The sequence below is a fragment of the Streptomyces hoynatensis genome (assembly GCF_003626535.1).
Lineage (GTDB): Bacteria > Actinomycetota > Actinomycetes > Streptomycetales > Streptomycetaceae > Streptomyces > Streptomyces hoynatensis.
Genome location: NZ_RBAL01000011.1, coordinates 12037 through 38593 on the forward strand (window position 1 = coordinate 12037; position 26557 = coordinate 38593).

The window sequence follows — 26557 nt, forward strand, 5'->3', positions numbered from 1 at the left end:
CCGGCCGGACTCGGCGGCCCCGTGCCGCTGCACGCGCGTTTTCCCCGCGGGAATCGCAGACTCCACCACCGCTTCCGCCCCGTGCGGCGCCGCGCCCCCCGCCGAGGCTTCGGTGACCTGCCACGGGGCCGATCCCCCGGGGCGGCCCTGCCGGATGCCGACTGGTTCGGCCCGGGGCGGCGAACGGTGCCCTGGCTCAACGCGCCGCCGGCATCCCGGCGTTGCACGCGGCATCCAGCAGGGCCGCCCCGGGGACCGGCGTCCGGCCGACGGCGCCCTGCTTGGTCATCGCTATGGCAACTTGCTATAGTGCATAACGCCATAAGGGAGGGGGTGCACGGATGGCCCGGTGGGATGTGACGGGGACGACGGTGCTGGCTCTGCTGGCGCAGCGGGCGCGGCATCCCTACGAACTGCACAGATTCCTCATCGACACGCACAAGGATTTCGTGTCCGGACTGCCGCGCAGCCTGTACCACGCGGTCGGCCGGCTGGCGCGGGAGGGGCTGATCGCGCCGGTGGAGACCAATCGGGAGGGCCGGGCGCCCGAGCGCACGGTGTACGGCATCACCGCCGAGGGGCGCCAGGAGCTGACGCACCGACTGCGGCGCATGCTGGAGCGGCCCGACCGCGACACCACGGTGATGTATGCCGCGCTGTCGCTGATCGGGGCGCTTGAGGAAGGCGAGGCCGAGCGCTGTCTTCTGACTCGTGCCGCGGAGCTGGAGGGAAAGGTTGCGGCCGCCGAGGCGAGTCTGGCCGGGCTGGATCTGCCGCGCGTGCTGCTGCTGGAAACCGAGTACGCGCGGGCCCTGCATGCCGCCGAACTGGCGTGGCTGCACGGGGTGCTCGCCGACCTGCGCGCGGGCGAGCTGGGCTGGTCCGGCCTGGCGCGGGAAGACGACTGAACTGGAGAAGGACGTGACGGAAACCTCCTCGGTGGACGAGCCGCTCGACGCGCTCCTCACCGCGTGGAACGCCGGAGACGCCGCCGCCCGCGCGGCCCTGTTCGCCGAAGGCGCCGGGGACGTCACCGTGTTCGGCCGGCCCACCCCCGTCGCCTCGCCCCGGGGAAGGCGGCCGTGAAGAGGCTGCTGGTCGAAACGGCCGGCTGGGTGCCCCTGCCCCCGGCCGAGGCGCGGCGCAGGCTGGTGGCTCTGGTGTCCGGCCTTTACACCGAGTCGGCGGACGACGGCAACCTGGTGCTCCAGGGCGGCTGGTGGTACCGCGGCGAGTACGAGGTGGAACCGGACGGCGAGGGCACGCGGGTGACGCATCGGGTCTACAACGTCGCGGCCCGGGGGCGTTGGGCCGTGCCGCTCGCCAACCGCTTCTTCGTCGGCTACGCGGACGCGACGCGCGCACGGTTCGCCGAGCTGCTGAAGGGGATCGCCGGCCCGCAGGAACCACCCGGCCGCTGACCTTCGTTCGCCTTGGGCCCTCAGGCGGGTTCGGTGGTGAAGACGAGCGAGGCGTTGTGCCCGCCGAAGCCGAAGGAGTTGGTCAGCGCCGTGGTGAATGCGCCTCGTCGCGGCCGGCCGGCGACGACGTCGAGCTTCACCTGCGGGTCGAGGTGCTCGAGGTTCCTGGTGGCGGGGACGACCCCCTCGCGCAGGGCGAGGATCGCGGCGAGGGCGCCGAGGGCGCCGGCCGCGCCGAAGAGGTGTCCCGTCATCGACTTGGTCGCGGTGACGGCCGGGTGCACGCCGATGGCCGCGACGATCGACTCGGCCTCGGTGAGGTCGCCCTTGCGGGTGGAGGTCGCGTGGGCGTGCACGTGCTGGACGTCGCGGGGGGCGAGCCCGGCCGAGGCCAGGGCACAACGCATCGCGCGAATCTGTCCCTCCTGGTGAGCGGCGGTGATGTGGTGCGCGTCGGAGGTGACGCCCGCCCCCGCCAGTACCGCATGCACGCGGGCTGCCCGGGCGGCGGCGAGGTCGGCGCGTTCCAGCACCACCAGGGCCGCCCCTTCGCCGATGACGAATCCGTCCCGGTCGGTGTCGAACGGCCTGGATGCCTCCTGCGGTGCGTCGTTGCGCGTGGAGTGTGCCTTCGCCTGGGCGAACCCGGCCAGTGGCAGAGGATGGATGCATGCCTCGGCGCCGCCCGCGACGACCATGTCCGCGCGTCCGAGGCGGATCAGGTCCAGGCCCATGGCAATCGCCTCGGCACCGGAGGCGCAGGCGCTGACGGGGGTGTGGGCCCCCGCGCGAGCGCCGAGCTCGATGCTGACCCAGGCCGCGGGTCCGTTCGGCATCAGCATGGGCACGGTGTGGGGCGAGACCCGGCGCGCGCCGGAGGATTCGAGGATGTCGTCCTGCCCGAGCATGCTCAGCGCGCCGCCGGTGCCGGTGCCGACGACCACGGCCAGGCGTTCCGGCGCGATGTCAGGTTGCCCCGCATCGGCCCACGCCTCGCGGGCCGCGATGAGCGCGATCTGCTCACACCGGTCCAGGCGGCGGGCCTGCACGCGGTCGATCACCGCGCTCGGCTCGACCCGCAGCCGGCCCGCGATCCGCACCGGCAGGCGGGCTGCCCACTCCTCCTCGATCGTGCTGATCCCCGATTCTCCGGCCAGCGATCCGGCCCAGGTCGTGGCAACGTCCCCGCCGAGAGGCGTCGTGGCGCCAAGACCCGTCACCACGACCTTCGTCATGTCCGTACTCATCGAACGGCCCTCTTTGTGGAGTAGGCACACCTGCCGCGTGTACGTCAGGCGAGCGGCTGATCACGGCATCTGCCACTCTGCCAGGCTGTTTGCGCCTCGTCAGGTGCCGTGGTCGACGGAGTGTGCGGGCGGTGTTTTGTTGGGTTTGCACGGGCTGCGTGTGGCGAGCGGCCAACCGTCGCGGTTGTCGGCGACGTCAGGCGGCAGGTGCTCGGCGCCCGGGTGGCGGGCGCCCGGTGGCCGGTGGCCGGTGGCGGGTGGCGGCACGGTCGGGTAAGGGCGTATGTCGATCGCGAGTGGACACATATGCGGGGCATGCAAAGCGATGTGATCAGTTTTTTCCTTTCCGCCGCCGTCGGCGCGCTCCCTCCTAGCCTGGGAGCCGGGTGGGGACGCGGCCACGAGGGCGTCGTTCGCTTCCCCTTTGCCGAGAGAAAGGGACACGAATGACCGACCAGGAGTTCATCAGCGCGAAAATCGGCGTCGGTTTCGACTATCTCGACCGGGACGGGAACGGAGTGCTGACCGAGGCCGATCACGTGCTGATGGGCCGGGGCGTTGCCCAGGGACTCGGCTACGGACCCGGCTCCCCCGAGGAGCAGGCGGTCATCGACGCCTACCTGGGGATTTGGCGCGACCTGCACCTGCCGATGGACGCCGACGGGGACGGCAGGATCAGCCGCGAGGAGTTCATCGCCTCCACGTCGTCGCTGGCCGGCGACGCGGAACGGGCGGACGCCGTGCTCGGCGGGCTCGCCGAGCGGATCGCGGACCTCGCCGACCGCGACGGCGACGGGGAGGTGGACCTCGCGGAGTACACGGCGTTCATTCGCGGCCAGGCGCCTGGCCTTTCGCCCGAGGAGGTGCACGAGGCCTTCGGCCACCTCGACCGCGACGGCGACGGCCGCCTCACCCGCGCCGAGTTGCGGGACGCCGTCGTCGAGTACTTCACCAGCCCCGACCCGAACGCCCCGGGCAACTGGTACTTCGGCTCCCCGGCGGCCCGGCGCTGAGGGGATGCCGCGGGCGTGCCCCGGGCCCGCGGCCGCCGGGGGGGCGGGCCTGAGCTCCGTCCCCCGGGACGCCTCGGCCGCCCGCCGGTCGCCACGGCCGGGCCGAGCCGGGCGGTCGGCGGCGGCCCGGGCGATCAGCGGATGGGGGGCGTGCCGGTGCCGGGGAGGCCGCCCGGGGCGTGGAGCAGGTCCAGTACGTGCCGCAGATCGGGCCGCTTGCCGGTTCCGGCACGGCTGACGGTGAAGACGGTCCGGGAGATCGGGCGGGCCAGGGGGTGGAGGCTGAGGTCCGCGGTGTTCTCCGGCAGGGCCATCCGGGGAACCAGGGCGGCGCCCGCTCCCGCCGCGACCAGAGTGGTCAGCACGGAGAAGTCGCTGCTGTGGGCCCGGACGTCCGGCACGAAGCCGGCGGCCCCGCAGGCCCGCTGGATCATCTCGTAGCAGGAGGTCTCCGGCCCCGGCGTCAGCCAGGGCAGGTCCGACAGGCGGGAGAGGTCGGCGGGCCGCCCGGCGGCCAGGTCCAAGGCGGCTGCCTGGCGGGGGTGCAGGGCGAGCAGCACCGGCTCTTCCATGAGGAGGGTGTGTTCGCAGGCGGCGGGGAAGTCGCGTGGCAGCACGGTGTAGCTGTGCACCAGGGCGAGGTCGGCGGCGCGCTTGCGCAGCTCGTCGAGGGCTTCGTCGGGCTCCCGGACGGAGAGCCGCAGCGAGGGGGCCGGGCCCGCCTCCGGATCGAGCAGGCGTTGCCACAGGGGCGCGACCAGGGCGCGTGCGGCGGAGGGAAAGGCGGCGATGCGCACGATGCCGCGCCGCCCGGCGTGCAGGGCGGCCAGGGCGGACTCGGCGGCCGTGAGTTCCGCCAGGATGATCTCGGCATGGGCCACGAGCAGTTCCCCGGCCGGGGTCAGCCGCAGGGTGCGGCCCCGCCTCTCCACCACGGGCGTGCCCGCCTCCTTCCGCAGGGCCGTGAGGTGCTGGGAGACGGCCGGCGGAGTCAGATGCAGGGCCTCCGCGGTGGCCGCGATGGTGCCGTAGGCGGCCAGGTGCTGGAGTATCCGCAGGCGGCGTACGTCGAGCACGGACTGCTCCTCACTCGGGGGTGTCGAATCGGGGCGGGAATCTCCCGCGGTGCGGCGTACGCCCTCACCGGCGGGGCCCTCACCGGCGGGGTCCTTGCCACATCGGCGCCGGGTGACCGTTTGCCAGGCCGGTGGCCTCCTCGGGCGCGTTGCCGTTCGCGGCGGAGGGAGCGGGCCGGTGCGCGCGCCTGTTGAGGAGGATCACCCCCGCCACGCTGACCGCCCCGCCGAGCAGTTCGAGGGGGTGGGGCGCCTCGCCCAGCCAGACGAAGGAGACGGCCAGCGCCACCGGCGGCACCAGGTACAGGGCCGCCGTGGAGGCCGCGAGCGGCAGGCGGGCGACGGCGTAGGCCCAGATGACGAAGCCGAGCGCGGACGGCAACAGGCCCAGGTAGAGCGCGGATGCCCACGCGCCTGCCGGTGCGCGGAGGGCGGCCGGCCATGCGGAGGGGAGCAGGGGCAGGGCGAGGACGGCCCCCGCGACCATCGCGTAGGTCGCGACCTCAAGGCCGGTGTAGCGGCGGAGCAGGGGCTTGGTCGCGCAGTGGTACGTTCCCTGGACGACGGCGGCGGCCAGGACGACGAGGGCGGAGGCGGTGAAGCCGCCGGTGCCCCCGGTCAGGCCGACGACGGCCGCGCCGGCCAGCGCGATGGCGCTGCCGAGGAGGATGGTGCCGGTGAGCCGCTCGCCGAGGAACAGGCTTCCCAGCAGCACGCTGAAGACGGGGGCGACCGCGATCAGCAGGCTTGCGGTCCCGGCCGCCACCCGCAGCTCGCCCCAGTTGAGCAGCACCTGGTAGGCGGTGATGCCGGTGGCCCCGCACAGGGTGATCATCGGCAGGTCACGGCGCCGGGGCGGACGCACCGCGGCAAAGGGCGCCACCAGCATCAGCGCGACGGCCGCGGTGGACATCCGCAGGAAGGACAGCGCCGCCACCCCCCAGGCCGTCGATGCCGCTCCGGATGGCGGGGAAGGCCGAGGCCCACAACAGGACGGTGCCCCCCAGGGAGAGAACCTGCGGGGAGACGGCGCGCGAAGCCATGCCGTCAGCGTCTCCCGACCCGGAGAGAAGGTCCATTTACTTTTTGTCGCCGGAAGCTTCAGTTTCACTTATGCATGCGAACTCCCCGGGCCGCCGGTGAGTTCGCAGACGATCGTGTGTGGATCGTTCGCTTTCGTTTTGGTGTCGCACCATCACGCGGGCGCGCGTGGGTGGGGCGGCGCGGGAGAGCGTGGCCGGGTCAGCGCAGCAGGTCGGCCTCGCGGCCCCGCCCGGCGTGGCGGGCGGCGCGGTAGGCGGCCCAGCCGACGGCGAGGTCCTGCCAGGGCAGGCCGACCGGCGCGTAGACGGTGACCTCGGCGTCGCCGCCCCGGCCCGGGGCCTCGCCACGCAGCACCTCGCGGAGCGTGGCGGCCGCGTCCCGCACCTCACGGCCGGCCTGGGCCAGGACGCCCATCTCGGTGGCGAGCGGCACGTCGTCGACGACGAGGCGGGCGCGCCGCAACAGTTCGGCGCCCAGTTCGGCCTTCCCTGGCTCGTCGGCGCCGAGCGAGGTCACCTGGCTGCCCGGGGGCACGTCGGCCGCGTCCAGCAGGGGCTGCCGCGCCCAGGTCGCGGTGATGACGATGTCCGCCCCGGCGGCGGCCGCCCCGGCGTGTGGGGCGAGGGCGGCGTCGACGCCGAGCCTGTCGCCGTGCCGGCGCGCGAAGTCGGCGGCGCGGCCCGGGGCCGTGTCGTGGACCGTCAGGCCGGTCAGCGGCCGCAGTTCGGACAGGCCGCGCAGGACGAGTTCCGCCTGCGCCCCCGCCCGATCACCGCCACGGTGCCCGCGCCGGGGCGGGCGAGGAGGTGCGTGCCGAGGGCGGCGGCGAGGCCGGTGCGCCACGCGGTCACGGTTGCCGAGTCGAGCAGCGCGAGCAGTTCCCCGGACCCGAGGGCGTGCAGGCAGACGACGCCGCGCAGCGCGGGGCGCGAGCGCGGGAACTTGGCGTTCACCTTCACCGTGTAGGCGGGGATGCCCGGGACGAGGCCGGGCAGCAACACCGTTGCGGAGCCGCTCTCTTCCGGCGCGCCGCCGTCGGGCAGCGGCATCACGATACGGCGGGCGGCGGCCCCGGCCGCATCCGCCGTGAAGCCGTGCCGAAGGGCGGCCAGGCAGGCGGCGGGGTCGAGCACGGACTCCAGGTCCGACCTGGAGAGCAGGAGTGTCACCGCTCACGCTTCCTTCGCACCGCCGACGGGGCGGCACTGTACCGGAAACCGAAGCGCGGCGACCGAGTGGGAGGTGGCGCATGACGGCCCCGAGGCCGGGGAGCCCGGTGCGCGGTTCCCACACCGGTCGCCCCTTGACGGCCGCGCTCGACCTGTTCGGACGCCGGTGGAATCTGCGGATCGTCTGGGAGCTGAGAGAGGGTGCGCTCGGTTTCCGGGCGCTTCGGCAGCGCTGTGACGGCATGTCGTCCAGCGTCCTGCGGCAGCGGCTCAGTGAACTGCTCGAGGCCCGCATCGTCGCGCAGCGGCCCGATACGGCCTACCACCTCACCGAGTGGGGGCGCGGCGTGTACCAGGCGCTCCGCCCGCTCGTGCGGTGGTCGGACGAGTGGGCCGCCGCCCTGGCCGAGGAGGAGCCCTCCGCCCGGAGTTGAGGGGTGGGCTCCGGGGGGCCGGCGACGAGGCCGACCGACGCGCTGCGCGGCCTCGTCTCCTAGGGTCGGCGGCATGGACTTGGACTTGAATCTGGTCCGCGGTTTCGTCGTGACCGCAGAAACGCTGCACTTCGGCCGGGCCGCGAGCCGGATGGGCACCAGCCAGCAGGCGCTGTCCAAGCGGATCGCGCGGCTGGAATCGCTGCTTGACGTCCGGCTGTTCGAGCGTACGGCCGGGACGCGGCTGACTCCGGCGGGCGAGCGCTTCCTCCCGGCCGCCCGCGAGGCGCTCTCCGCCGGTGAGCGGGCGGTCGCCGCGGCGCGGGGGGACACGCCGGCCGTCCGGATCGACGTCTGGGGCCACCTGTACGCTCCCCTGCGCACCGTCGCGGAGGTGGCGCAGGCGCTGGACGTGCAGGTGGAGCCGGGGCCCGGGCGCGACTGGCCGTCCGTGGCGCAGGCGCTCTCGCGCGGGGACACCGACCTGGGATTCGGCCGGGCCCACCCGCTGCCGACCAAAAGCACCGCCGGGCTCGCGGAGCGGGTGGTGCGGCTGGAACCGGTGGATGCGCTGGTCGGCCCGTACCACCCGCTGGCCGGCTCGGCCGCGCTCCGGCCGGCCGAGCTGCGCGACAGCACGCTGTGCTGCCCGGCCGAGCTGGATCGCCTGGACTTTCTCCGGCAGTTCGCCGACGCGTTCGGCGTCGCGCGGTGGCAGGACGGCCCCAATCTGGGCCTGGAGCACCTCGTGCGCCACGTGCAGGCCGACCCGGCGTGCTTCACGCTGTTTCCCGCCGACGCGCCGCTGCCCGGCCACGCGAGCCTGCGCTCGATCCCGCTCGTCGACCCGACTCCGCTGTACGCGTGGTCGGTGATCTGGCGCAGCTCCCCACGCCATCCGCTGCTCGACGCCGTGCTGGACGGCTTCGCCAGGACCGGGGGCGCCCGGCGCTGGCTCGACTACCGGCCGGGCCGCGACTGGCTGCCGGACGCGGATCTGGCGCGTCTCAGGCCGGGTCCTCTCGGGTGAGCGGGTTGCCCCGGCGGCGAGCGGGGCCGGGGGTCGTTCCGCGGGGCCGGTCTTCTCCGGCCGCGGGCGGCGGGGTGGCCGCCGCCGGCGGGATCGCGGCCTCTCGCGGGGGCACGAGGTCGCGCTGGTGCCAGATGCCGGGCTCCCCGCCGACGTCGGCCGGGTCGGCGGGGCCCACCGGGGCGAAACCGGCCTTGGCCAGCACCCTTTGGGAGGCGGCATTGCCGAGGGCGGTGGCCGCGCGCAGGGTGTGCAGCCCGTGCCGCGTCGCCGCGAGTCGGCACAGCTCGCGGACGGCCGCCGTCGCCAGGCCGCGCCCGGCGGCGTGCCGCGCGACCCGGTAGCCGAGCACGGCGGTGCCGTCCGCGATGTCGTACAGGTTGAACCGGCCGAGAACCGGTCCTTCCCCGGCGACGAGCACGTAGAAGGCGCAGGTGCCGGCCTCCTGCTCGGCCAGCAGGGCGCGGTACCTGTCGGTGAACTGGTCGAAGAAGGCGTCGCCGCGGTCGGAGATCGAGGCGGCGAAATAGGCGCGGTTCTCCCGCTCGAAGGCCAGGACCGCCGGGGCGTGGTCGGGGTGCAGTTGCTTCAGCTCGGGCACCGCCCCGACCATACGCACGCGGCGCGCCGCAGTCACCCGGCTTTTGCGGCGCCCGGGGCGGCCCCCGCGCGCCGGGCCGGTGAGCGCCCGGCGCGCGGGGCGTGGGCGCGGCGGGGCCGCGGCCGGGAGGGGCGGCCGGTCGCGGTTCCCGGCGCGCGCCGGGCGTTGTCAGCCGCAGCAGCCGCCCGAGGGCCTGGCCGCGGCCACGTCGGGGGCACCCACGCCGAGCGGGATGAGCCGTGGCCCGGGAGCGCAGCATCCGCCGGCCGTCCCGGCGTCCCCGGCGGCCTCGTCGAAGAGCCCGGCGCCGCCGCACACCCCCGTTTCCGGCAGGGTGAGTTCGACGCGCCGGGCGGCTTCCGTGTCGCCCGCGAGGGCGGCGGCGAGGGAACGGACCTGCTCGTAGCCGGTCATGGCCAGGAAGGTGGGGGCACGGCCGTAGGACTTCATCCCGGCCAGGAACAGGCCCTCTTCCGGGTGGGAGAGTTCGGCGGCGCCGTGGGGGCGGACGGTGCCGCAGGAGTGCCGGTTCGGGTCGATCAGCGGCGCCAGGGCGGCCGGGGCGGACAGCCGCTCGTCGAGGCCGAGGCGCACCTCGGCCAGGAAGGACAGGTCAGGGCGCAGTCCGGTGAGCACGATGACCTGGTCGACGGGTTCGGTGCGGCGGCCGTCGTCGGCGGCGAGGACCAGCCGGTCGCCCTCGCGGGCGACGGCCGCGGTGCGGAAGCCGGTGAGGGCGTGGGCGTGCCCTTCGTCGAGGGCGGCCTTGGCGGCCAGCCCGAGGGCACCGCGGGCGGGGAGCTGGTCGGCGCTGCCGCCGCCGAAGGTGGAGCCGGAGATGCCGCGGCGCAGTACCCACACCGCGTGGGTGCCGGCGCCTTCCTCGGTCCTGGCCAGGGCAGCCAGGCCGGCCAGGGCGGTGAACGCGGAGGCGCCCGTGCCCACCACGGCGGTGCGGCGGCCGGCGAAGCGCGCGCGTACGGCCGGGTCGCCGAAGTCGGGGACGCGGTAGGTGATCAGGCCCCGGGCGGCCAGGGCCTGCTCGCCTTCGGCCGGATAGCCGTCCGCGCCCAGGGGGTTGGGGGTGCCGTAGGTGCCGGAGGCGTCGATCACGGCCCGCGCGGAGATCCTCCCCCAGCTAACGCTGGGAGGTGCCCCCAAGCTCACGCTGGGAGGTGCCCCCAAGGCAGTGCCGGAAGGGATCTCCGCCTCGTCGCCTTCGGCGAGGGTCAGGTGCACCGTGAAGGGCTGGTGCGCGCGGCCGGAGTCCACCACGCGGTCGCGGCCGGCCCGGGCCACGCCGGTGACCGTGGCGCCGTAGCGGACCCGCTCGCCCAGGGCGTCGGCCAGCGGCTGGAGGTACTCGGCGGCCCACTCCGCGCCGGTCGGGTACCGGCCGGCCTCGGGGCGGACCCAGCCGGTGGGTGCCAGCAGCCTCTCCGCTGCCGGGTCGATGAGCTCCCGCCAGGTGGAGAACAGCCGCACGTGTCCCCATTCCCGCACCGCCGCGCCGGCGCGGGCGCCGCGTTCGAGGACCAGCGTCCTGATGCCGCGCTCGGTCAGGTGGGCGGCGGCGGCCAGTCCTACGGGGCCGGCGCCGATGACGACCACGGGCAGATCGGTGGAATCCGGCATGCTCAGCACTCCTCACGCGCTCTGTATCGACGCATGTCGATACAGCAGAGCTTGCCCGCTGGATCGACGTGCGTCAATATAGACACATGTCGAATCCTTCGGTGCGGGAACTCCCGCTGCTCGAACCGGACGGCGCCGCGGTCCCGTGCTGCCCGCCGCTGACGGCCGGGGAGCTGTCCCCCGAGGACGCCGACCGGATGGCGGCGATGTTCAAGGCGCTGTCCGACCCGGTCCGGCTGCGGCTGTTCTCCAGGGTCGCCTCGCATCCGGGGGGCGAGGCGTGCGTGTGCGACATCGCCGACGTCGGGGTTTCCCAGCCCACGGTCAGCCATCATCTGAAGAGGCTGCGGGAGGCGGGGCTGCTGACCGCCGAGCGCCGCGGCACCTGGGTCTACTACCGGGTCGCCCCGTCCGTCGTGGCCGCGATGTCCGCGATGCTCGACCTGCGTTCCCGTCCCTGACGCCGCCCCGCCCCCGCGCCGGTTCCGCCCGGCCGGGGCCCGCCGGGGCGCCGTCGTGCCGCGGGTGCATCATGGCACCGGCGCCCGGCACCCGGCCGGAGTTCCGCCCCGCTGCGAGGAGGCCCGAGCGTGTCCCGCCCCACCGGCCCCACGGCCGTCGTCGTCCCGATGACCCGGGCCCATGCCGAAGAGGTCCTGGGCATCTACCAGGCCGGCATCGAGGAGGGCAACGCCACCTTCGAGACCGCCGCCCCCGACTGGGCCGCATTCGACGGCGCCAGGCTGCCCGAGCACAGGTTCGTCGCGCTCGACGAACGCGGCCTGGTGCGCGGCTGGGTGGCGGTGAGCCGGGTCTCCGCCCGCGCCGTCTACGCGGGCGTCGTCGAGCACTCCGTCTACGTGCACCCCGCCACGCGCGGCCAGGGGATCGCCGGCGCCCTGCTCCGGGCCCTGATCGCCTCGACCGAGGCGGCGGGCGTCTGGACCATCCAGTCCGGGATCTTTCCCGAGAACGCCGCGAGCCTCGCCCTCCACCGGCGGGCCGGGTTCCGCGTGATCGGCACCCGCGAACGCGTCGGCCGCCACCACGGCGTCTGGCGCGACGTCCTCCTCATCGAACGCCGCAGCCCCGCCGTCGCCTGACGCCGGGGGGGCCACGCGGAAGCGGTGACGACGACGGGCGACCACGAAACCGGCGCCGGTCCCCGGCCGAAGGAGCCAAGCCATGCCCCCTGCACCGTCCCCCGCGGCGCCGATCGCCTCGGTGCTGTTCGTCTGCGTGCACAACGCCGGCCGCTCCCAGATGGCCGCCGGTTTCCTCGCCCACCTGGCCGGGGACCGGATCGAGGTCCGCTCCGCCGGCTCGCTGCCGGCCGCGCAGGTCAACCCCGCCGCCGTCGAGGCGATGAGAGAAGTGGGCATCGACATCTCGGCCGCACGGCCGAAGGTGCTCACCGGCGAGGCCGTGCAGGCGTCCGACTACGTCGTCACCATGGGCTGCGGCGACGCCTGCCCCGTCTTCCCCGGCAGGACGTACCTCGACTGGCAGCTCGACGACCCCGCCGGCCGGGGGCTGGCGGCCGTGCGCCCGATCCGGGACGAGATCCGGCGCAGGATCGAGGCGCTGATCGCCGTCATCGACGCCGGGCCGGGCGCCCCGGCCTGATCCGCGCCCCCGGGGCGGCGGCCACCGGCGCGCGGGCCCCGGGGCCACGATCCGGCCGGAACGCCGGCTAGTCGAGGCGGGGGTGCCAGGTGCTCCCCCACCATTCCGCGAACCTGCCGTCCTCGATGCGGAAGATCTCGATCAGCTCGGGCGGCGCCTCGCCCTGCGGGGTTCCGACGCCCTCGACGGTCGAGCGGACGGTGGCCCGGTCGCCGTCGAGCAGGATCTCCCGGGGGACGACCCGAATGCCGGGATGGCGCGCAACCAGCCTGCGCCATGCCTCCTTGCCCGCCTCGAAGCCGACGGTGCCGCCGGGATGGGTGAGGTATGCGGGGGCGAACAGCCCGTCGGCCTGGTCGAACTGCCGGGAGTTGAAGCAGTCCAGCATCCGCCGCACCAGGGCGCCGGCCTCCTCGCGTGTGGTCATCGGCGTGCTCTCCTCGTGGCCGGCGGGTCGGCGCGGCGGCGCGGCCGTCAACCGGTGCGCCGCCCCGGTTGAGGGCCGCAAGTATACGGTGCGGCGCCCCGGTTATGCTCGGGGGCGATGTCCGGCCGACCACAGGAGCGCCCGCCGGCGGCTCACGGAACCGAGCGTGCGCCGCGGGCCGACGCGCGCCGCAATCGCGAGCGGGTCCTGCGGGCCGCGCAACAGCTGTTCGCGGCCGAGGGGCTGGGGGTTCCGCTCGACGAGATCGCCCGCCGCGCGGGCGTGGGCCCCGGAACCGTCCACCGGCACTTCCCGGCCAAGGAAACGCTGTATCTCGCCGTCGCGACCGACATGCTGAGGCGGCTCGTCGCGGAGGCCGAGGCGCTCGCCGCCGGCGGCGACCCCGCGGCCCTGTTCACGCTGCTGTCCCGGATGATGGCCGCCGGCGCCGAGAACGCGGCCGTGAAGAGCGCGCTGACCGCGGCCGAGTTCGACCTGCGCACCGTCGCCCCGGGCCTCGCGGCAGACCTCACCCGCCACGTGTCCTGCCTGCTCGACCGCGCACGCGCGGCCGAAGCCGTGCGTCCCGACCTCACCGCGGACGAGCTGATGGCACTCGTCGCCGGTGCCTTCGCCGCGATCCGCCACGCCGGGGCGGAGACCAGCCGCACACGCTCGGCCCACCTCGCCGGGCTCATCCTCGACGGGATACGGCCCCGGCCCGGCAACTGACCCGGCGTCCGCGGCCGGCGGGCCGGGTCACGGGGGGCCGGTGTCGGTCGGGAGGGGCTGTTCGGCCCAGATCGTTTTGCCGTGGGCGTTGAACCGCGTTCCCCAGGCGGTGGCGAGTTGGGCGACCAGGAAGAGGCCGCGTCCGCCTTCCTGCTCGTCGGCTGCCTGCCGCAGGTGTGCGGCCGTGCTGCTGCCGTCGGAGACTTCGCAGATCAGCGCGGTCTCCCTGATGAGGCGCAGCCCGATGCTGCCCTGGGCGTAGCGCATGGCGTTGGTGACGAGTTCGCTGACGATCAGCTCGGTGGTGAAGGCCAGTTCCTCCAGCCCCCACGCAGTCAGCCGGCGGGTCGCGAGGCGGCGGGCGGCGGCGGGGCTCGTGGGCCCGTTCTCCAGTTCCCAGAAGACGGTGCGGTCTGCCCCGAGGCGGCGGGTGCGGGCCAGGAGGAGGAGCGCGTCCTTGGCCGGGGACCGGGGGAAGAGCTTCGAGCCGGCCGTGTCGCAGGCGGTCTGGAGCGGGGCGTCGCGGTGGCGGGTGACCGCGGCCGAGAGCATCCGTGGGGCGTGCGGCGGCCAGGCGGAGTTGTGCAGGGCGAGGACGCTGCCTTTCGGCAGGTCGAGTGGGGTGGTGGGGTAGTCGGGTGCGCCCTGGCCCAGGGGCGGTCCCGCGGCGAGGTCCACCGGCCGTGCCGGGCCGTCCGGCGGCAGGAGCAGGGGCGGCGGGTGGTCCGCGGCGGCCAGCGTGCAGCGGGTGGTGACGGGGTCGTAGATCGCCAGGAGGCAGCCGGCCCGCAGCGGGTCGGGGGCGGTGCCGGTGGGGGCGAGCTCCACGGAGAGGCGGGTGGTCAGGCCGTGCAGGCGGTGCAGCAGCTCGCCGGGATCGAGGTCCAGGGCGGCCAGCGCGCCGACCGCGGCCCGCAGCCTTCCCATGACGGTCACCGCCGAGAGCCCCTCCGCCACGACCTCTCCGGTGACCAGGCCGACCCTGGCGCCGGAGAGGGGCAGCACGTCGTACCAGGTGCCGCTTGCGTGGCCGGGGAGGTAGGTGTGCGCGGTCTCCACGGCGCTGTGGGCGGGGAGCCGGGTGGGCAGCATCCGGCGCCTGACCAGCGCGGCAAGGGAGTGTTCGCGGGTGTACAGGCGGGCGTTGTCCAGGCACAGCGCGGTACGGCCGGCGAGTTCCGTGGCGACCGCCAGATCCTCCTCGTCGAAGGCCGGGCTGTCCCCGGTCCGGTGGAAGGCCGCGAGCCCGAGGAGCACGCCGCGCGCGGTCAGTGGAGCCGCGATCAGGGAGTGCATCCCCGGCCCGCGGTCCTGCCGCGCCCCTTCGGGATCGTGCGTCGGCCACGGGTCGCCGGCCCCGAGGCGCGGCACCAGGCGCGGCCGCAGGTCGGCCAGGGCCTGCGCGTGCGGGGTGCCGGGGCGCAGCACCCACGCCTGGCCCAGCGGCACGCCGCCTCCCGCCTCGACGCCCGGGGCGTGGGCGAAGCCCGCGCGGCGCAGCGCGAGGGGATGCGGCAGCGGGCCGGGGCCGGGGGCGTCGCCCTGCACGACGGCGTCGAGCACCTCCACCGCGACGAGGTCGGCGAGGGCGGACGCCGCCGTGTCGGCGAGCTCCTGGGCGGTGCGGAAGACGTCGAGCGAGGTCCCGATGCGGTGACCCGCGTCGTTGACCAGTTGCAGCCCCTCGCGATACCGGTCCCGGTCGGTGCGGTCCGCGACGGTGACCGCCACGCCAAGCACCTCGCCGCCCGGCTCCTGGAGCCGGTAGGCGGACAGGTACATCCGGTGCGGGCGGTCGTAGTGGGGGGCGTGGTGCGTGTAGGGGTACTCCAGCACGGGCTCGCCGCGCTCCAGGACGCGCCGCAGCATGCGCTGCACCGTCTCGGCCCCCTCCAGCCCCAGCTCCGCCCAGGTGTGCCCGACCGCCGAGTCCAGGGCGTATCCGCGCATGCCGGGCGCGGCGGTGTTGAACCGGACCACGCGCAGTTCCGTGTCCAGGATGTGCAGGCCCATCGGGGACTGGCCGAACAAGGCGCGCAGCACCGCCGCGTCGAACCGCGGGTCGGGCCCGGGCCCGGCGGGCGGCGCGGACCGGGGGCCCGTCACGCCGGCCGCTCCGTTCCCTGCGGCGCCGTCCCCTGTCGCGTCGTTTCCGGCGGCGTCGTTTCCGGCGGCGTCGTTTCCGGCGGCGTCGTTTCCGGCGGCGTCGCGGCACCGGCGGATGGTACGGGAATGCCCAACTGGTTCATGATGCCGGGATTTTCTCGCCCCGGCCCCGCGCGTCCCGGCCCGAACGCCCGGCCCGCGGCGGCTCCGCCGCCCGAGCCCACCCGTTCGGCCGTGCGCGGGCCGCGCCGCCGCGGGGGCTCCCGGGGAGCGGCGGGGAAACAGCCGTGCCACTGCCGCGGGGCCTTGGCGCGCCGGGCAGTGGCCGGGGCGGTGGCGTCCGCCGCCGTGGCGTTCGGACGGTGGGTCAGGAGGCCGGCGCCGCCGCGGCGTCGGGCGGGAAGGTGGGAGGCACGTGGGTCGGGGAGCTCACTTCGAGGTAGCAGCGTGCCACCTCGTCGTCCGCGCCCTGGATGTCGCAGTAGTCGGGGAAGGTGTCGGCGTCCCACGAGTCGCCGTCCAGTTGCAGGCGGATCTCCAGCCCGGGCGCCCAGTCTCCCGCGCACCAGGTTCCGGCCGTGCAGGTGTGCGTCGCGGCGGTGGTCGAGGTGGCGCACTCGTCGCCGTCGTCCGAGAGGCAGGCGTCCGCGTCCACGGAGATGCGCGTGTCGTCGTGGCGCACGTACAGCTCGGACTCGATGCCGTAGATGTCCGGGTCGCAGGCGACGTATCCCTCGGCCTGGACGGCGACCTGGGTCAGGGTGTACGTCCCGTCCCACCACCACTGCACGTAGGGGTCGATCGACCAGGAGCACTCGACGTACTCGTCGGCCTCGGCCGCGGAGTGCGGCCTCGCCCCCGGGGAGCCGGCCGGGGCGGACCCCACGGACAGGCCGAGGGCCACGGTGCGGCCCTCGTCGGCGGACGCGCCCCGGGGCGGCTGGGAGCCGGCGGCGTGGGCCGGGCCGCTGCCCAGGAGCAGCAGCGCCGCCAGGGCGGCGCCGGCTGTGGGGAGTAACTTCACGATGGTGTGCTCCTTCGGTCTCGGTGAGCGGGGTGGAGCCGGGCCCCGGCCGCGGTGTCGCGGCGGGTGGGCCCCTCGGACGTGGGCGGTGCGCGGGTGTCGCCGGCGCCGCAGTGCCGTCCTATCCCCTGCCGCTCGGCACCCCTCACGAGCCCTGCCGTCTACGGTCTCGGCCCACGACGCGTCCGGGCTCCGGCGGGGCCTCGCCACCGGCACCTGCGCCGGAAGGGAGGAGCGACCGCGGGGAAACGCCGATCGCCCCGCCGCGCCCGATACGGGATCGCACCATGATCGAAAGAGGTCGACGAGTGAGACGAATGCTGACAGCCCTGTGCGGCATCGCGGCGGTGGTGGGCGCGGCGACGGTGGTGGGCGGCCCGCCGGCGGAGGCCGCGACGGCGCTGCCGATCGCCGGCGTGACGGCGAGCGACGACGACGGCAACGTGCCGGCGAACGCGGTGGACGGAGACCTGTCCACGCGGTGGTCGGCGGAGGGGGACGGGGTCTGGATCCGTTTCGACCTCGGCTCCGTGCAGACCGTCGGCTCGGTGTCGCTGGCCTGGCACAAGGGCGACACCCGGCGCGCGACCTTCGACGTGCAGCTCTCGCAGAACGGGTCCGGCTGGTCGACGGTGCTGCCCAGGGCGGTGAGCGGCGGCAGCGGCGTGGGGCCGGAGACGTACGACCTCGCCGACGCGCCGGCGCGTTACGTGCGGATCGTCGGGTACGGCAACACCGACAACGAGTGGACCAGCATCACCGAGGCCGCGGTCTTCGGCGCCGACGGGAACCCGGACCCCGGCGAGGACCTGCCGTACGGCACCGACGGCAGCGGCAACCCCAGGACCGACGACTGCACCGTCCGCACCGGCTCGGATCTGCAGGAGGCCGTGGACGAGGCGGCGGAGGGGGACGTCGTCTGCGTGCGGCCCGGTGACCACTCCGGCACGACGCTGCGCGTCGACAAGCCGATCACGGTGCGCGCCAACGGCGTCGTCACGGTGCGGAACATCGTCGTCAGCGGCCGCAACGCGACCGTCGACGGCTTCACGGTGGTCGGCGACTCGCTGGACGACCCCTCCACCGGCATCTCCTTCTCCGGCACCGGGCACACGATCGTCGGGAATCTCGTCAACGGCAGGAACCTGCGCTACGGCATCGCCTGCGACTACGACGACTGCGCCGACGACGTGCTGATCTCCCGCAACACCGTCACCGGCATCAGCAACTTCGGCATCTACCTCTGGCATGGCTCCGGCATCACCGTCGAGTGGAACAACATCTACGACCTGTGGACCGAGGAGGGGGACGACGACGTGGACGGCATGCGGGTCTGGGGCACCGGGCACCTGATCCGCAACAACTACATCCATGATCTCAACGCCGCCAAGAGCGAGGGCGAGCCGCACGCCGACTGCCTGCAGAACTTCCAGTTCAGCGGCAGGACGGTCGAGTCCCACGACGTCACGGTGGAGAACAACTACTGCGTACGGGTCTCGGGGCAGTGCCTGATCATGCAGAACGAGCACCGTCCGGCCCCCGACGTCCGCGACTACACCTATCGCGGCAACGTCTGCGAGTCCTTCGGCTACCAGACCGTCGAACTGGGCAGCATTCCCGGCGGCACCCTCGAGAACAACATCCTGCTCGGCGGCGCGGAAGGACACGTGCTGACGTTCCACTCCACGGTCGACGACCTGGAGACGACGGACATCAGGATGCGCAACAACATCCTGGTCAGCGGCGGAGGTTCGACGTACTCAAGCGGCAGCAGGGAGGCGCTGGCCGACGACACGGACAACCTCGAACTCCTCGATCCCTCGGTGGCCGAGGACTGGCGGGACTTCGAGGGCAATCCGGACGCGGAGGTCCCCGCGATCAACCCCGGCGACTTCACCCGGTTCCGGGACCTGGCCGGGCAGCTCGACGTCGTCGACGAGGGCAGCACGCCCCACAGCCCCGGCTTCGAAAGGGACGTGGACGGGGCCGCGCGCGTCCGGGGCGACGCCATCGACATCGGCCCTTTCGAGTTCGCCTGATGCCCCGCCGCCCCTGACCCGGGTCCCCGGCACGAGCGGGCCCGGCGGCCGTCTGGACCGCCGGGCCCGCCGCGTGCGCCCGGCTCACCCGAGCCGGGCGGCCCCGGCTGCTACGGGGCGCCCGGGCCGACCTCGCTCGCGCCGAGCGGGCCCCGGGTGGCCGTCGTGGCGGCGCGTTCGTCCGCCCCGACGTCGGCGCCGCCCTCGCGCGCCTGGCCGTCCATGTCCTCGGTCACGAAGGGGTAGCCGCCGGTGCCGGCGTCGATCGCCGGGCTGCCCGCGCCGATCCGGTACAGGGCCCCCTCGTCGGCGAGCAGCGGATCGGCCTCCCTGATGGCCGAGGAGGGTGCGGTGACGCCGATGCTCGCCGAGCCCGTGGGCCAGGCGATGTTGCCCGCGTAGGTCATGTCCACCGGCGCCGTGATCTCGTTGAACAGTGCGCCCTGGCTGCCGGTGACCAGGTTGTCGGCGATGACCGAATCGACCGGGGCGAGGTCGTAGTTGGCGCCGATCTCGATGTTCGAGGCGTTGTTCACGAAGGTGTTGTGCACCACGGTCGCCCGGTAGACGCGGAAGTGTTCGCTGAGCCCGCCCGAGGTGTCCACGTTGCCGCCGTCGAGTTGCAGCGCGGCGTCGTAGCCGGAGCCGGTCAGGCCCTCGAAGTAGTTGTTGTAGACGAGGTGGTCCTGGCCGTAGACCCGGATGCCGCCGGTGCCCGGCTTCCCCTCGCCGAAGAAGAAGTTGCCGTAGAACGCGCCGCGGTTTCCGTGCCGCTGCGTCACCGAACCCTGGGAGGCGCGGAAGGTGTTGTAGCGGACGGTGTTGTCGTTGCTCTTCACGGAGATGATCTCCGGGTCACCGTCGCATTCCTCGAAGAGGTTGGATTCGATGACGGTGTACCCGCTCGACCGGGAGATCTCGCTCCAGCCGACCCGGATGGCCTCCATTTCGTTCTCCGCGCGGGGGCCGATGTCGCGGAAATGGTTGTGGTCGATGAGGTCGTACTGGGACTGCCGGGTCTCCGATCCGTCGATGGTGATGAAGTTTCCCAGCTCGTGCTTGTCCTCGAAGAGATTGTGGTCGATCCGGTTGTGGTGGCTGTCGGCCCCGCCGATGAGCACCCACTTCAGCGAGGACTCCTCGGTGAGGTGGAAATGGTTGCGCGTCAGGCGCACATGGTGGGAGCCGGTGATCTTCAGCGTGTCGCTGTTCGTCCAGTCGAGGCCCTCGAAGGTCACATACGAGGAGTCGAGGACCTCCAGCTGCCCGTCGTCGATCACCGCCCCGCCGCGGTGGGCCGCGACCACGGTGATGGGCTGGTCGGCGGTTCCGTTCCTGCCGGTCATCTTGCCGATCGTGTAGGTGCCGTCGGCGAGCACGATCCGGTCCCCGGCCTGCGCGGCGTCGAACGCGCTGTCCAGCTCCTCCGAGTCCGCGACCTCGACCGTGCGGCCCTGGCCCGGGTCCGGGTCTCCCCCGTCCCCGTCGCCGTCACCATCGCCGTCCCCGTCCCCGTCACCGTCGCCGTCGCCGTCCCCGTCGCCGTCGCCGTCGCGGGTGCCCCAGACCTCGACCTCGGTCAGGCTGTTCCAGTCGCCCGCGCCGTCCCCCTCGTAACCGTGCCCGACGTAGCGGACCTTGGAGGTCTGCACGGGCGTGAAGTCGAAGGACTCAAGCCCCGTCGTGTTCCCGGCGCTCTCCCCGTCGACCACGGTGACCCAGCGCGCACCGTCCCAGTACTGCAACTCGAACACATTGCGCCGCGAGGTGCCCTGGTACACCGCCAGCTTGATGTGGCTGACCGTCACCACCGACCCCAGATCCAACTGCAGCCAGGCGCCGTCCCCCTCCCCCGACCAGCGGGTGGAGTAGTCGTCGTCCACCACATTCCCCGGCACATTCCCGTCACTCGTACTCGCCGACACCGCACCCGCACCCGGCGTCAACTGCACATCACCGGCCTGCGCCCGCGCGGCCACCGGCGCCACCAGCGAGGCCAGGACCGCGGCCAGGGCGGCGAAGGCCCAGGGCAGCGGCCCGCGTCGGCGGGGCGCACGGCGCAGAAGCGTATGTCTCACAGGATCGTCCTCCTCGTTTCGGCGCGTTCGCGCTCGTTCGCGTTCCTCCTCGGCCCGGAAGGCAGGGCCGGCCGGGACCATGAGGCGCACGTCGGCGCGACCGTAGGCCGCGGGCCTCGGGAGGGGTGCGGAGGAAGGGCGGGTAGGGCGGCCGGGGCAGATCCGTGCGCCCCCGCCCGGCCCGTGCGCCGGCGGCCGGGGGCGGCCCGCTCGGCGATCGGCCGCCGGTGGTCCGGGCTCTCGGTGACGCCCTCGCAGGCACGGTCGAAGCCGACGCCGGCGTCGATGCGCGCCGGGAGCGTCGTCATCGCTTGACTTCATGCCGACTTCAAGTCGCAGCCTGGCGGCCATGTCCAAGAAACAGGAAGCGGTGGCAGCCCACCGCGACACCCGGGCCCTGCTTGCCGTTCTCGACGCGGGGGATCTGCTGCCGAGCATGACCAGGCTGCGGACCCGCTCGTACGAACTGCTCTCCCCCGTCCCCGGCACGACCGTCGTGGACGTCGGCTGCGGCGCCGGGCGCGCCGTCGCCGAACTTGCCGAACGCGGGGTCCACGCGGTGGGCGTCGACCCCGACGCCCGGATGCTGACCGCCGCCCGAGAGCGGTGGCCGTCGGCCGCGTTCCACCAGGCGGGCGCGGAGGACCTGCCGTTTCCCGACGCGAGCGTGCACGGCTACCGCGCCGACAAGGTCCTCCACCTGCTGCGGGAGCCGCACCGCGCGGTGGCCGAGGCACGGCGCGTCCTCCGCCCGGGAGGCAGGATCGTCCTCCTGGGGCAGGACTGGGACGCGCTGGTGATCGACGCGGACGACGCGGCCCTCACCCGGGCCATCGTGCAGGCCCGCGCCGACCTCCTGGACGCGCCCAGGGCCGCGCGCCAGTTCCGCAGCCTGCTCCTGGACGGCGGCTTCCGGGAGGTCACGGTCGAGGTGCAGACCCTCGTGTTCACCGACCCCGGGATGCTCTCGCTGGCCGGCAGGCTCGCCGACCAGGCCCGCGCGAGCGGGGCCGTCGGCCGCGAGCAGGCCGACGAGTGGCTCGCCGGGCAGCGCCGGCGCGCCGAGACCGACCGCTTCCTCCTCGCCATCCCCTTCTTCCTGGCCGCCGCCACCGCGCCGGCCTGACCGGGAGCCGCCCGCCCCCGGGGCGGCCAGCCGCCCCGGGGGTAAGCCGCCCGCCGGGGGCCGGTGCGGGCGGCAGGTACGGGAGGCCGGTGCGGGAGGGCTGCGCGGGCGGCGCCACCATAGGCGGCATGGGACCACCAGATGCACCGCGCGGCCGCGGTGTGGACGCGCGCGAGTTCGACGCGTTCTACGCCGCGAGCGTCGGTCGGCTCACCGGCCAGCTGTACGCGATGACGGGGGACTTGGCCGAGGCCCAGGATGTCGTCCAGGAGGCGTTCGCCCGGGCCTGGGAACGCCGCAGCGAACTCGACCTGGACGACGCGCCCGAGGCGTGGGTGCGCACGGTGGCGTGGCGGCTCGCGATCAGCAGGTGGCGGCGGATGCGTACGGCGCTGACCTTCGCCCGGCGGCAGGGGCCGCCCGCCGCCGTGGCGCCGCCGGAGCCGGACCACGTGCTGCTGGTGGAGGCGCTGCGCCGGATTCCCGAGGCCCAGCGGCGGGCGGTGGTCCTGCACCACCTGTGCGACCTGTCGGTGGAACAGGTGGCCGCCGAGACCGGCCGGCCCGTCGGCACCGTCAAGGCGCAGCTGAGCCGGGGACGTGCGGCGCTGGCACGGCTGCTGGCCGGCACGGAGCTGGACACCGGGACGAACCCGCTGCCGGAGGTGCGGCATGGATGACAAGACCGAACTGGAACGGCTGCTCGCCGGACTCGCCGAGTCGGGCCGGCGCAACACGGTCCCCCGCGCCGCGCAGGAGGTACGGGCGCGCGGTGAGCAGCGCCGGCGCCGCAGGCGGGCGGCCGTGGCCTCCGGCGGCGCGCTGCTTGCGGTGGCCGTGGCGGCGGGGGGTCTGTCGCTGGCGATGGCCGGCCGGGGAACGGAGCCTCCCGCGCACGATCCGGCGCCGGCCGCCTCGCCCTTCGAGCCGCCCACCCCCGCGCCAGGGGAGGAGTACGCCACCGAACTGGGCTATGTGTACGGGGCGGTGGCGCAGGGGGCCACGGTGCGGGTCACCGTCGAGCAGCTCCGGATGGCCGGACAGGCCGCGGTGCCCAGCGGCGTGGTGCACACGCTGACGCTGCCGCGGGCCACCCTGGTGGAGGCGCGGCGGCTGGCAGGCGGCCACCCCACGGATGTGGAACTGGGCGATCTGGCGGGCGAGTTGAGCGACGGGCAGCGGTGGATCTTCGCGATCGACTACGACGGGGACGGCCGGGTTCAGTCCCTGCGGGAGGCCTACTGGCTCGCCGGGTGAGCCCGCGCCGCCGGATTCCCCGCACCTGTGTGAGCGGGAGATGCAACCTGCGCGCGGGCCGGCGCGTAAAGACCGCGTACGCCGCTCACACTCGATGCGCAGGGGACCCGTTGACCATGACCGCCAAGCCCACCTCGCCCACCTCCACGGCCTCATCCGTGGCACGCCTTTCACCCCGTTCACCCCGTTCGCCCCGTTCGCCCCGCCGCACGTTCCGTCGTGCAGCCGCCCCGGGCCTCGCCGCCCTCGCCGTCCTCACCCTCGCCTCCTTCGCGCTGAGCGGGTGCGGCGGCGGGGGCGGCGGGCAGGCGGAGGACTCCCCCTCGGCCCCGGCCGAGGCGAGCGGCGCCACGGACCCCGGCGAGGCGGGCAGTTCGCCCGGCGCCTCGGAGACCGGTACGGGGCAGGCCGGGGAGACGGCCTCCGCCGATGCCGCCCGCTGGGCGGGCACCAAGCAGTTCATGCAGATCGACAGGGCCTGGACCAGCGAGGGGCAGACCTACCTCTCGGTGCGGACCGCGGAGAAGGTGGCCGTCACCAGCGCGAGCGAAGCCTGGCAGATCATCCCCGGGGAGGGGGAGTTCACCACGGTGGCCCTGGCGGAGGACGCCCAGGTGCTGCTGGCGGTCCCGCTCGGGGACGATTCCGCGTCCGCGCCCTACTCGCCGGCCGAGTTCCTCAGCCGGCTGACCGCGCTGGGGCCGGAGATCGGCTCGGGGCTCGGGTACGACCTCAGCTTCGACGGGGAGGGCCGGGTGAGCCGGCTGGAATCCCTGTACACCTCCTGAGCGGGCGGTCCGGCTCCTCGGAACGGCGCCCGGGGTCGGGCAGCCACCCTCGCCTGGCGTAGCATGCGCTCTCCGCGGCCGCCCCCGAGCGCGGGGGCGCCCTCGGGGACCGCGCCCAAGGGCCCTTCCGGCCGGGTCCGCACGGCACCCCCGAGGGCCCCAGGGCCCGGTCGCTTCCGCTCGTTCAGAAAGGTGCGGCATGCCCACGTTGCCGAACGTCGAGCCCCGCGGCATGCAGCACTGCGAGACCACGACCCTGGGGGTGCTGCTGCGGCACGAGGGGCTCGACCTGTCCGAGCCCCTGCTCTTCGGCCTGGGCTCCGGTCTTTCCTTCGTCTACTGGGACGCCAGGAACATGGGCTTCCCCTTCCTCGGGGGCCGGGTCAAGCCCTTCGCACTCACCAGGAACCTGGCCGCGACGCTGGGGCTCGAACTCCAGGTCCAGGAGACCTCCTCGCCGCGCAGGGCCTGGCAGCACGTGGTGGCCCTCGTCGAGGCCGGCCGGCCCGTCGGGCTGCAACTCGACAGCTACCACCTGGACTACTTCACGTCGAAGGTGCACTTCGGCGGTCATGTCGTCGCCCTGTACGGCTACGACGAGCGCGACGCCCACCTGGTGGACACCGCGCAGCAGGGCGGAGCGGTGTCCACCAGCCTGGCCGGTCTCGCCCGGGCCAGGGCCGCACGCGGCCCGATGACCGCCAGGCACCGCTCCTTCGTCCTCACCTCGCCGGGGGGCCTCCCCGCGTGGGAGCGCCGGATCGTTCCCGCCATCACCGCCTGCGCCGGCTCCTTCCTCAACCCGCCGATCGCCAACCTCGGTCACCGGGGCATCGACAAGGCCGGCCGGCTGGTGCGCACCTGGTTGCAGCGGACCGACGACCCGGGGCGGGACCTGCCGCAGGCCGCCCTCCTGATGGAGAAGGGCGGCACGGGCGGCGCCCTGTTCCGCAACCTGTACCGCGACTTCCTCGCCGCATGCACCGACCTGCTCGACAGCGGCCACCTGCGCACCGGCCACCGGCTGTACGCCGAGGCGGCCGGCCTGTGGCCGGAAGTCGCGGCGCTGATCGCGCAGGCCGGGACCTCGGGCGACGCGGACTGCCTCGAACGGGCGGGCACCCTGCTCGGCGAACTCTCGCGCCTGGAGCGCGAGGCCATGCAGGCGCTGAGCCGCCTGGGAAGCGAGGACTGATCTCGCGCCGGGGCCCCCGAACGCGCCCTGGCTTTCGGGGAGTCGGCCGCGGGGGACGGTCGCGGTGAGGGCCGCGGGGGACGGTCGCGAGGCGCAAGGCGGCCGGGTGGGCCGCCCGGCATGGGCCGAGTGGTCCTCGGCGAACCTCGCCGGCGACGCGTTCTGGCGACGCGGGGCTGAGCTATCGGCACTCCTTCCCCGGGCCCGCCGACGTTGGCCCGGCCGGGAGGTGAGGGGAGCCGGCGGCCGGGGCGGGCTGCCGCGGCCGGGGCGGGCCGTCGTCCCCGGACGGGCGGGGACGGGCCGAACGGGCGGGGCAGACGGCCCAGACGAGGAGCGCGCAGCCGGCGAAGGCGGCGCCGAGCACGCTCGACCCCGGCCAGCCGCCGTGGGCGAACGCGGCGGTCGTGGCGGTCGCGCCCAGGGCGGAGCCGAGTGAGTAGAAGATCATGTAGCCCCCGATGACGCTGCTGGGGCGGTGCGGGTACGTCGTCGTGAGCAGGTGCTGGTTGCTCACGTGCACGGCCTGCACGGCGAGGTCGAGCAGCACCACGCCCCCGGCGGCGAGCCACAGGGACCAGGACGCCTGCCCGATGGCCAGCCAGGAGGCGGTCAGCAGCGTCAGGGCGCCCCCGGTGACGGCGTGGGCGAATCCGGCGTCGGCCCAGCGTCCGGCGCGGGCGGCGCCCAGCGCGCCGGCCAGCCCGGCCAGGCCGAACAGGCCGATCCGGGCCGTGTCCAGGTGCCAGGGGGCGGCGGCGAGCGGCAGGGCCAGGCCGCTCCACAGCGTGCCGAAGGAGGCGAAGAGGAAGAAGGCGATCAACCCGCGGGAGACGAACGCCCCTTCGCGGAACAGCGCGGCCGGTGCGGCCGGGGCGGCCGGGGCGGCCGGGGCACGGGGGTGCGTGGCGCGATCGGGGCGCGTGTCCTTGGGGAGCGCCCCGAGGACGAGGCAGGCCAGGATCGCCGGCAGGGCCGCGAGCAGGAGGTACACGCTGCGCCAGCCCCAGAGGGCGGACAGGGCGCCTGCCGCGACGCGGGAGCCGAGGATGCCAAGGACGACGCCCGAGGTCACCACGCCGAGGGTGCGGCCGCGTTCCTCCGGTGCGGACAGGGCCGCGGCGTAGGCGACCGTCGTCTGCACGACGACCGCGAACAGGCCGGCCAGGGCCAGCCCGGCGAGCAGCATCCAGGTCCGGGTGGCGGTGGCGGCCAGCAGGCTGCCCGCTGAGGTCAGCAGCAGCTGTCCCGCGATGAGCGTGCGCCGGTCCTTCCGGTCGCCCAGCGGCACCAGGACGGCCAGCCCGATCAGGTAGCCGAGTTGCCCGGCCGCGACCACCCACCCAAGACGGCCCTCCGGCAGGCCGAGGCTGCCGCCGATCCGGGCGAGCACGGGCTGGGCTGCGTAGACCGCCGAGACCGCGACCGCGCACACGGCGGCGCACAGGGCTCTGCTGCCGCGGGTCATTGCGCCACCCCCTTTCAATCA

General features: G+C 74.6%; 25 protein-coding genes and 2 pseudogenes. 16 read left to right on the forward strand and 11 right to left on the reverse strand.

Annotated elements, in window-relative coordinates:
- Positions 1 to 371: 371 nt before the first annotated feature.
- Genes D7294_RS19070 through D7294_RS19075 form a run of 3 tightly spaced genes read left to right on the forward strand, consistent with a single transcriptional unit; the run spans position 372 to position 1421 of the window.
- On the forward strand, positions 372 to 908 hold the full coding sequence (locus tag D7294_RS19070) for a PadR family transcriptional regulator (protein ID WP_206619527.1): 537 nt from the start codon (positions 372 to 374) through the stop codon (positions 906 to 908).
- Between the two features lie 13 nt (positions 909 to 921).
- Positions 922 to 1086, forward strand: coding sequence for a hypothetical protein (locus D7294_RS32000; RefSeq protein WP_158674654.1), 165 nt, complete (start codon positions 922 to 924; stop codon positions 1084 to 1086).
- Positions 1083 to 1421 carry a hypothetical protein gene (locus tag D7294_RS19075; protein ID WP_194117756.1) on the forward strand — a complete coding sequence of 113 codons (339 nt, stop codon included), beginning with the start codon at positions 1083 to 1085 and terminating at the stop codon, positions 1419 to 1421. Before D7294_RS32000 ends, D7294_RS19075 begins: the two co-directional genes overlap by 4 nt.
- A 20-nt stretch (positions 1422 to 1441) precedes the next feature.
- On the opposite strand, the gene D7294_RS19080 is transcribed toward D7294_RS19075, so the two are convergent.
- The gene (locus D7294_RS19080; RefSeq protein WP_120681372.1) at positions 1442 to 2668 is read right to left on the reverse strand and encodes a beta-ketoacyl-[acyl-carrier-protein] synthase family protein; all 1227 of its coding nucleotides are present in this window, start codon (positions 2666 to 2668) and stop codon (positions 1442 to 1444) included.
- A 446-nt stretch (positions 2669 to 3114) separates the two neighbouring features.
- Between D7294_RS19080 and D7294_RS19085 the strand changes: the two genes are divergently transcribed.
- Entirely contained in the window at positions 3115 to 3681 is a 567-nt protein-coding gene (locus D7294_RS19085) for an EF-hand domain-containing protein (protein WP_120681373.1), read from the forward strand.
- Positions 3682 to 3815: 134 nt separating this feature from the next.
- Here D7294_RS19085 and D7294_RS19090 read toward each other — a convergent pair whose 3' ends face one another.
- From D7294_RS19090 to D7294_RS33990, 3 genes and pseudogenes are all read right to left on the reverse strand, one after another.
- Positions 3816 to 4757, reverse strand: a complete 942-nt coding sequence (locus tag D7294_RS19090; protein WP_120681374.1) for a LysR family transcriptional regulator — start codon at positions 4755 to 4757, stop codon at positions 3816 to 3818.
- A 79-nt stretch (positions 4758 to 4836) separates the two neighbouring features.
- Positions 4837 to 5694, reverse strand: coding sequence for a DMT family transporter (locus D7294_RS19095; protein WP_241562476.1), 858 nt, complete (start codon positions 5692 to 5694; stop codon positions 4837 to 4839).
- Positions 5695 to 5999: 305 nt separating this feature from the next.
- A pseudogene (locus tag D7294_RS33990) lies at positions 6000 to 6970 on the reverse strand (ornithine cyclodeaminase family protein).
- Positions 6971 to 7050: 80 nt separating this feature from the next.
- Between D7294_RS33990 and D7294_RS19105 the strand changes: the two are divergent.
- Both D7294_RS19105 and D7294_RS19110 read left to right on the forward strand, forming a co-directional pair.
- The gene (locus tag D7294_RS19105; RefSeq protein WP_120681376.1) at positions 7051 to 7404 is read left to right on the forward strand and encodes a winged helix-turn-helix transcriptional regulator; all 354 of its coding nucleotides are present in this window, start codon (positions 7051 to 7053) and stop codon (positions 7402 to 7404) included.
- Positions 7405 to 7477: 73 nt separating this feature from the next.
- Positions 7478 to 8434, forward strand: a complete 957-nt coding sequence (locus D7294_RS19110; protein WP_120681378.1) for a LysR family transcriptional regulator — start codon at positions 7478 to 7480, stop codon at positions 8432 to 8434.
- A 109-nt stretch (positions 8435 to 8543) separates the two neighbouring features.
- Here D7294_RS19110 and D7294_RS19115 read toward each other — a convergent pair.
- Together D7294_RS19115 and D7294_RS19120 are read right to left on the reverse strand one after the other, a co-directional pair.
- Positions 8544 to 9035: pseudogene (locus D7294_RS19115) on the reverse strand (GNAT family N-acetyltransferase); the annotation flags it as partial.
- Positions 9036 to 9203: 168 nt separating this feature from the next.
- A complete protein-coding gene (locus D7294_RS19120) occupies positions 9204 to 10676 on the reverse strand; it encodes an FAD-dependent oxidoreductase (RefSeq protein WP_120681600.1) in 1473 nt (490 codons plus the stop codon).
- Positions 10677 to 10756: 80 nt separating this feature from the next.
- Between D7294_RS19120 and D7294_RS19125 the strand changes: the two genes are divergently transcribed.
- The 3 genes from D7294_RS19125 to D7294_RS19135 all read left to right on the forward strand — a co-directional run bounded on the left by D7294_RS19125 (position 10757) and on the right by D7294_RS19135 (position 12296).
- Positions 10757 to 11131, forward strand: a complete 375-nt coding sequence (locus tag D7294_RS19125) for an ArsR/SmtB family transcription factor (protein ID WP_120681380.1) — start codon at positions 10757 to 10759, stop codon at positions 11129 to 11131.
- Between the two features lie 168 nt (positions 11132 to 11299).
- Positions 11300 to 11773 carry a GNAT family N-acetyltransferase gene (locus D7294_RS19130; protein WP_120681602.1) on the forward strand — a complete coding sequence of 158 codons (474 nt, stop codon included), beginning with the start codon at positions 11300 to 11302 and terminating at the stop codon, positions 11771 to 11773.
- 82 nt (positions 11774 to 11855) lie between these two features.
- The gene (locus tag D7294_RS19135; protein ID WP_120681382.1) at positions 11856 to 12296 is read left to right on the forward strand and encodes an arsenate reductase ArsC; all 441 of its coding nucleotides are present in this window, start codon (positions 11856 to 11858) and stop codon (positions 12294 to 12296) included.
- 67 nt (positions 12297 to 12363) lie between these two features.
- Here D7294_RS19135 and D7294_RS19140 read toward each other — a convergent pair whose 3' ends face one another.
- The gene (locus D7294_RS19140) at positions 12364 to 12723 is read right to left on the reverse strand and encodes an ester cyclase (protein ID WP_120681384.1); all 360 of its coding nucleotides are present in this window, start codon (positions 12721 to 12723) and stop codon (positions 12364 to 12366) included.
- Between the two features lie 117 nt (positions 12724 to 12840).
- On the opposite strand from D7294_RS19140, the gene D7294_RS19145 reads away from it, so the two are divergent.
- The gene (locus D7294_RS19145) at positions 12841 to 13455 is read left to right on the forward strand and encodes a TetR/AcrR family transcriptional regulator (protein ID WP_120681386.1); all 615 of its coding nucleotides are present in this window, start codon (positions 12841 to 12843) and stop codon (positions 13453 to 13455) included.
- Between the two features lie 27 nt (positions 13456 to 13482).
- Here D7294_RS19145 and D7294_RS19150 read toward each other — a convergent pair whose 3' ends face one another.
- Both D7294_RS19150 and D7294_RS19155 read right to left on the reverse strand, forming a co-directional pair.
- A complete protein-coding gene (locus D7294_RS19150; protein ID WP_120681388.1) occupies positions 13483 to 15561 on the reverse strand; it encodes a SpoIIE family protein phosphatase in 2079 nt (692 codons plus the stop codon).
- A gap of 367 nt (positions 15562 to 15928) precedes the next feature.
- Positions 15929 to 16585 carry a hypothetical protein gene (locus tag D7294_RS19155; RefSeq protein WP_120681390.1) on the reverse strand — a complete coding sequence of 219 codons (657 nt, stop codon included), beginning with the start codon at positions 16583 to 16585 and terminating at the stop codon, positions 15929 to 15931.
- A 317-nt stretch (positions 16586 to 16902) separates the two neighbouring features.
- Here D7294_RS19155 and D7294_RS19160 point away from each other — a divergent pair, with 317 nt between their 5' ends.
- Positions 16903 to 18624, forward strand: coding sequence for a discoidin domain-containing protein (locus D7294_RS19160; protein WP_241562477.1), 1722 nt, complete (start codon positions 16903 to 16905; stop codon positions 18622 to 18624).
- Between the two features lie 110 nt (positions 18625 to 18734).
- Here D7294_RS19160 and D7294_RS19165 read toward each other — a convergent pair whose 3' ends face one another.
- Positions 18735 to 20702, reverse strand: coding sequence for a chondroitinase-B domain-containing protein (locus D7294_RS19165; protein WP_241562478.1), 1968 nt, complete (start codon positions 20700 to 20702; stop codon positions 18735 to 18737).
- Positions 20703 to 21051: 349 nt separating this feature from the next.
- Between D7294_RS19165 and D7294_RS19170 the strand changes: the two genes are divergently transcribed.
- The 5 genes from D7294_RS19170 (at position 21052) to D7294_RS19190 (ending at position 25068) form a co-directional block, all read left to right on the forward strand.
- Positions 21052 to 21828, forward strand: a complete 777-nt coding sequence (locus D7294_RS19170) for a methyltransferase domain-containing protein (protein WP_120681396.1) — start codon at positions 21052 to 21054, stop codon at positions 21826 to 21828.
- Between the two features lie 128 nt (positions 21829 to 21956).
- Positions 21957 to 22508: a SigE family RNA polymerase sigma factor gene (locus tag D7294_RS19175; RefSeq protein ID WP_120681604.1), complete on the forward strand. Its 552-nt coding sequence runs from the start codon at positions 21957 to 21959 to the stop codon at positions 22506 to 22508.
- Positions 22501 to 23085: a hypothetical protein gene (locus D7294_RS19180; RefSeq protein ID WP_120681398.1), complete on the forward strand. Its 585-nt coding sequence runs from the start codon at positions 22501 to 22503 to the stop codon at positions 23083 to 23085. Before D7294_RS19175 ends, D7294_RS19180 begins: the two co-directional genes overlap by 8 nt.
- Before the next feature lie 116 nt (positions 23086 to 23201).
- Complete coding sequence (locus D7294_RS19185) at positions 23202 to 23873, forward strand: hypothetical protein (RefSeq protein ID WP_241562479.1); 672 nt, start codon at positions 23202 to 23204, stop codon at positions 23871 to 23873.
- Positions 23874 to 24072: 199 nt separating this feature from the next.
- Positions 24073 to 25068 (forward strand): BtrH N-terminal domain-containing protein, encoded by a 996-nt coding sequence (locus D7294_RS19190; RefSeq protein WP_120681400.1) that lies wholly within the window; start codon positions 24073 to 24075, stop codon positions 25066 to 25068.
- 181 nt (positions 25069 to 25249) lie between these two features.
- On the opposite strand, the gene D7294_RS19195 is transcribed toward D7294_RS19190, so the two are convergent.
- Complete coding sequence (locus D7294_RS19195; RefSeq protein ID WP_120681402.1) at positions 25250 to 26536, reverse strand: MFS transporter; 1287 nt, start codon at positions 26534 to 26536, stop codon at positions 25250 to 25252.
- Between the last annotated feature and the right edge of the window lie 21 nt (positions 26537 to 26557).

Coding starts and splice junctions, on each gene's coding strand:
- D7294_RS19080 (WP_120681372.1), bottom strand. CDS start 2,668: ATGAGTACGGACATGACGAAGGTCGTGGTGACGGGTCTTGGCGCCACG.
- D7294_RS19085 (WP_120681373.1), top strand. CDS start 3,115: ATGACCGACCAGGAGTTCATCAGCGCGAAAATCGGCGTCGGTTTCGAC.
- D7294_RS19105 (WP_120681376.1), top strand. CDS start 7,051: ATGACGGCCCCGAGGCCGGGGAGCCCGGTGCGCGGTTCCCACACCGGT.
- D7294_RS19110 (WP_120681378.1), top strand. CDS start 7,478: ATGGACTTGGACTTGAATCTGGTCCGCGGTTTCGTCGTGACCGCAGAA.
- D7294_RS19125 (WP_120681380.1), top strand. CDS start 10,757: ATGTCGAATCCTTCGGTGCGGGAACTCCCGCTGCTCGAACCGGACGGC.
- D7294_RS19130 (WP_120681602.1), top strand. CDS start 11,300: ATGACCCGGGCCCATGCCGAAGAGGTCCTGGGCATCTACCAGGCCGGC.
- D7294_RS19135 (WP_120681382.1), top strand. CDS start 11,856: ATGCCCCCTGCACCGTCCCCCGCGGCGCCGATCGCCTCGGTGCTGTTC.
- D7294_RS19140 (WP_120681384.1), bottom strand. CDS start 12,723: ATGACCACACGCGAGGAGGCCGGCGCCCTGGTGCGGCGGATGCTGGAC.
- D7294_RS19145 (WP_120681386.1), top strand. CDS start 12,841: ATGTCCGGCCGACCACAGGAGCGCCCGCCGGCGGCTCACGGAACCGAG.
- D7294_RS19160 (WP_241562477.1), top strand. CDS start 16,903: ATGCTGACAGCCCTGTGCGGCATCGCGGCGGTGGTGGGCGCGGCGACG.
- D7294_RS19170 (WP_120681396.1), top strand. CDS start 21,052: ATGTCCAAGAAACAGGAAGCGGTGGCAGCCCACCGCGACACCCGGGCC.
- D7294_RS19175 (WP_120681604.1), top strand. CDS start 21,957: ATGGGACCACCAGATGCACCGCGCGGCCGCGGTGTGGACGCGCGCGAG.
- D7294_RS19180 (WP_120681398.1), top strand. CDS start 22,501: ATGGATGACAAGACCGAACTGGAACGGCTGCTCGCCGGACTCGCCGAG.
- D7294_RS19185 (WP_241562479.1), top strand. CDS start 23,202: ATGACCGCCAAGCCCACCTCGCCCACCTCCACGGCCTCATCCGTGGCA.
- D7294_RS19190 (WP_120681400.1), top strand. CDS start 24,073: ATGCCCACGTTGCCGAACGTCGAGCCCCGCGGCATGCAGCACTGCGAG.
- D7294_RS19195 (WP_120681402.1), bottom strand. CDS start 26,536: ATGACCCGCGGCAGCAGAGCCCTGTGCGCCGCCGTGTGCGCGGTCGCG.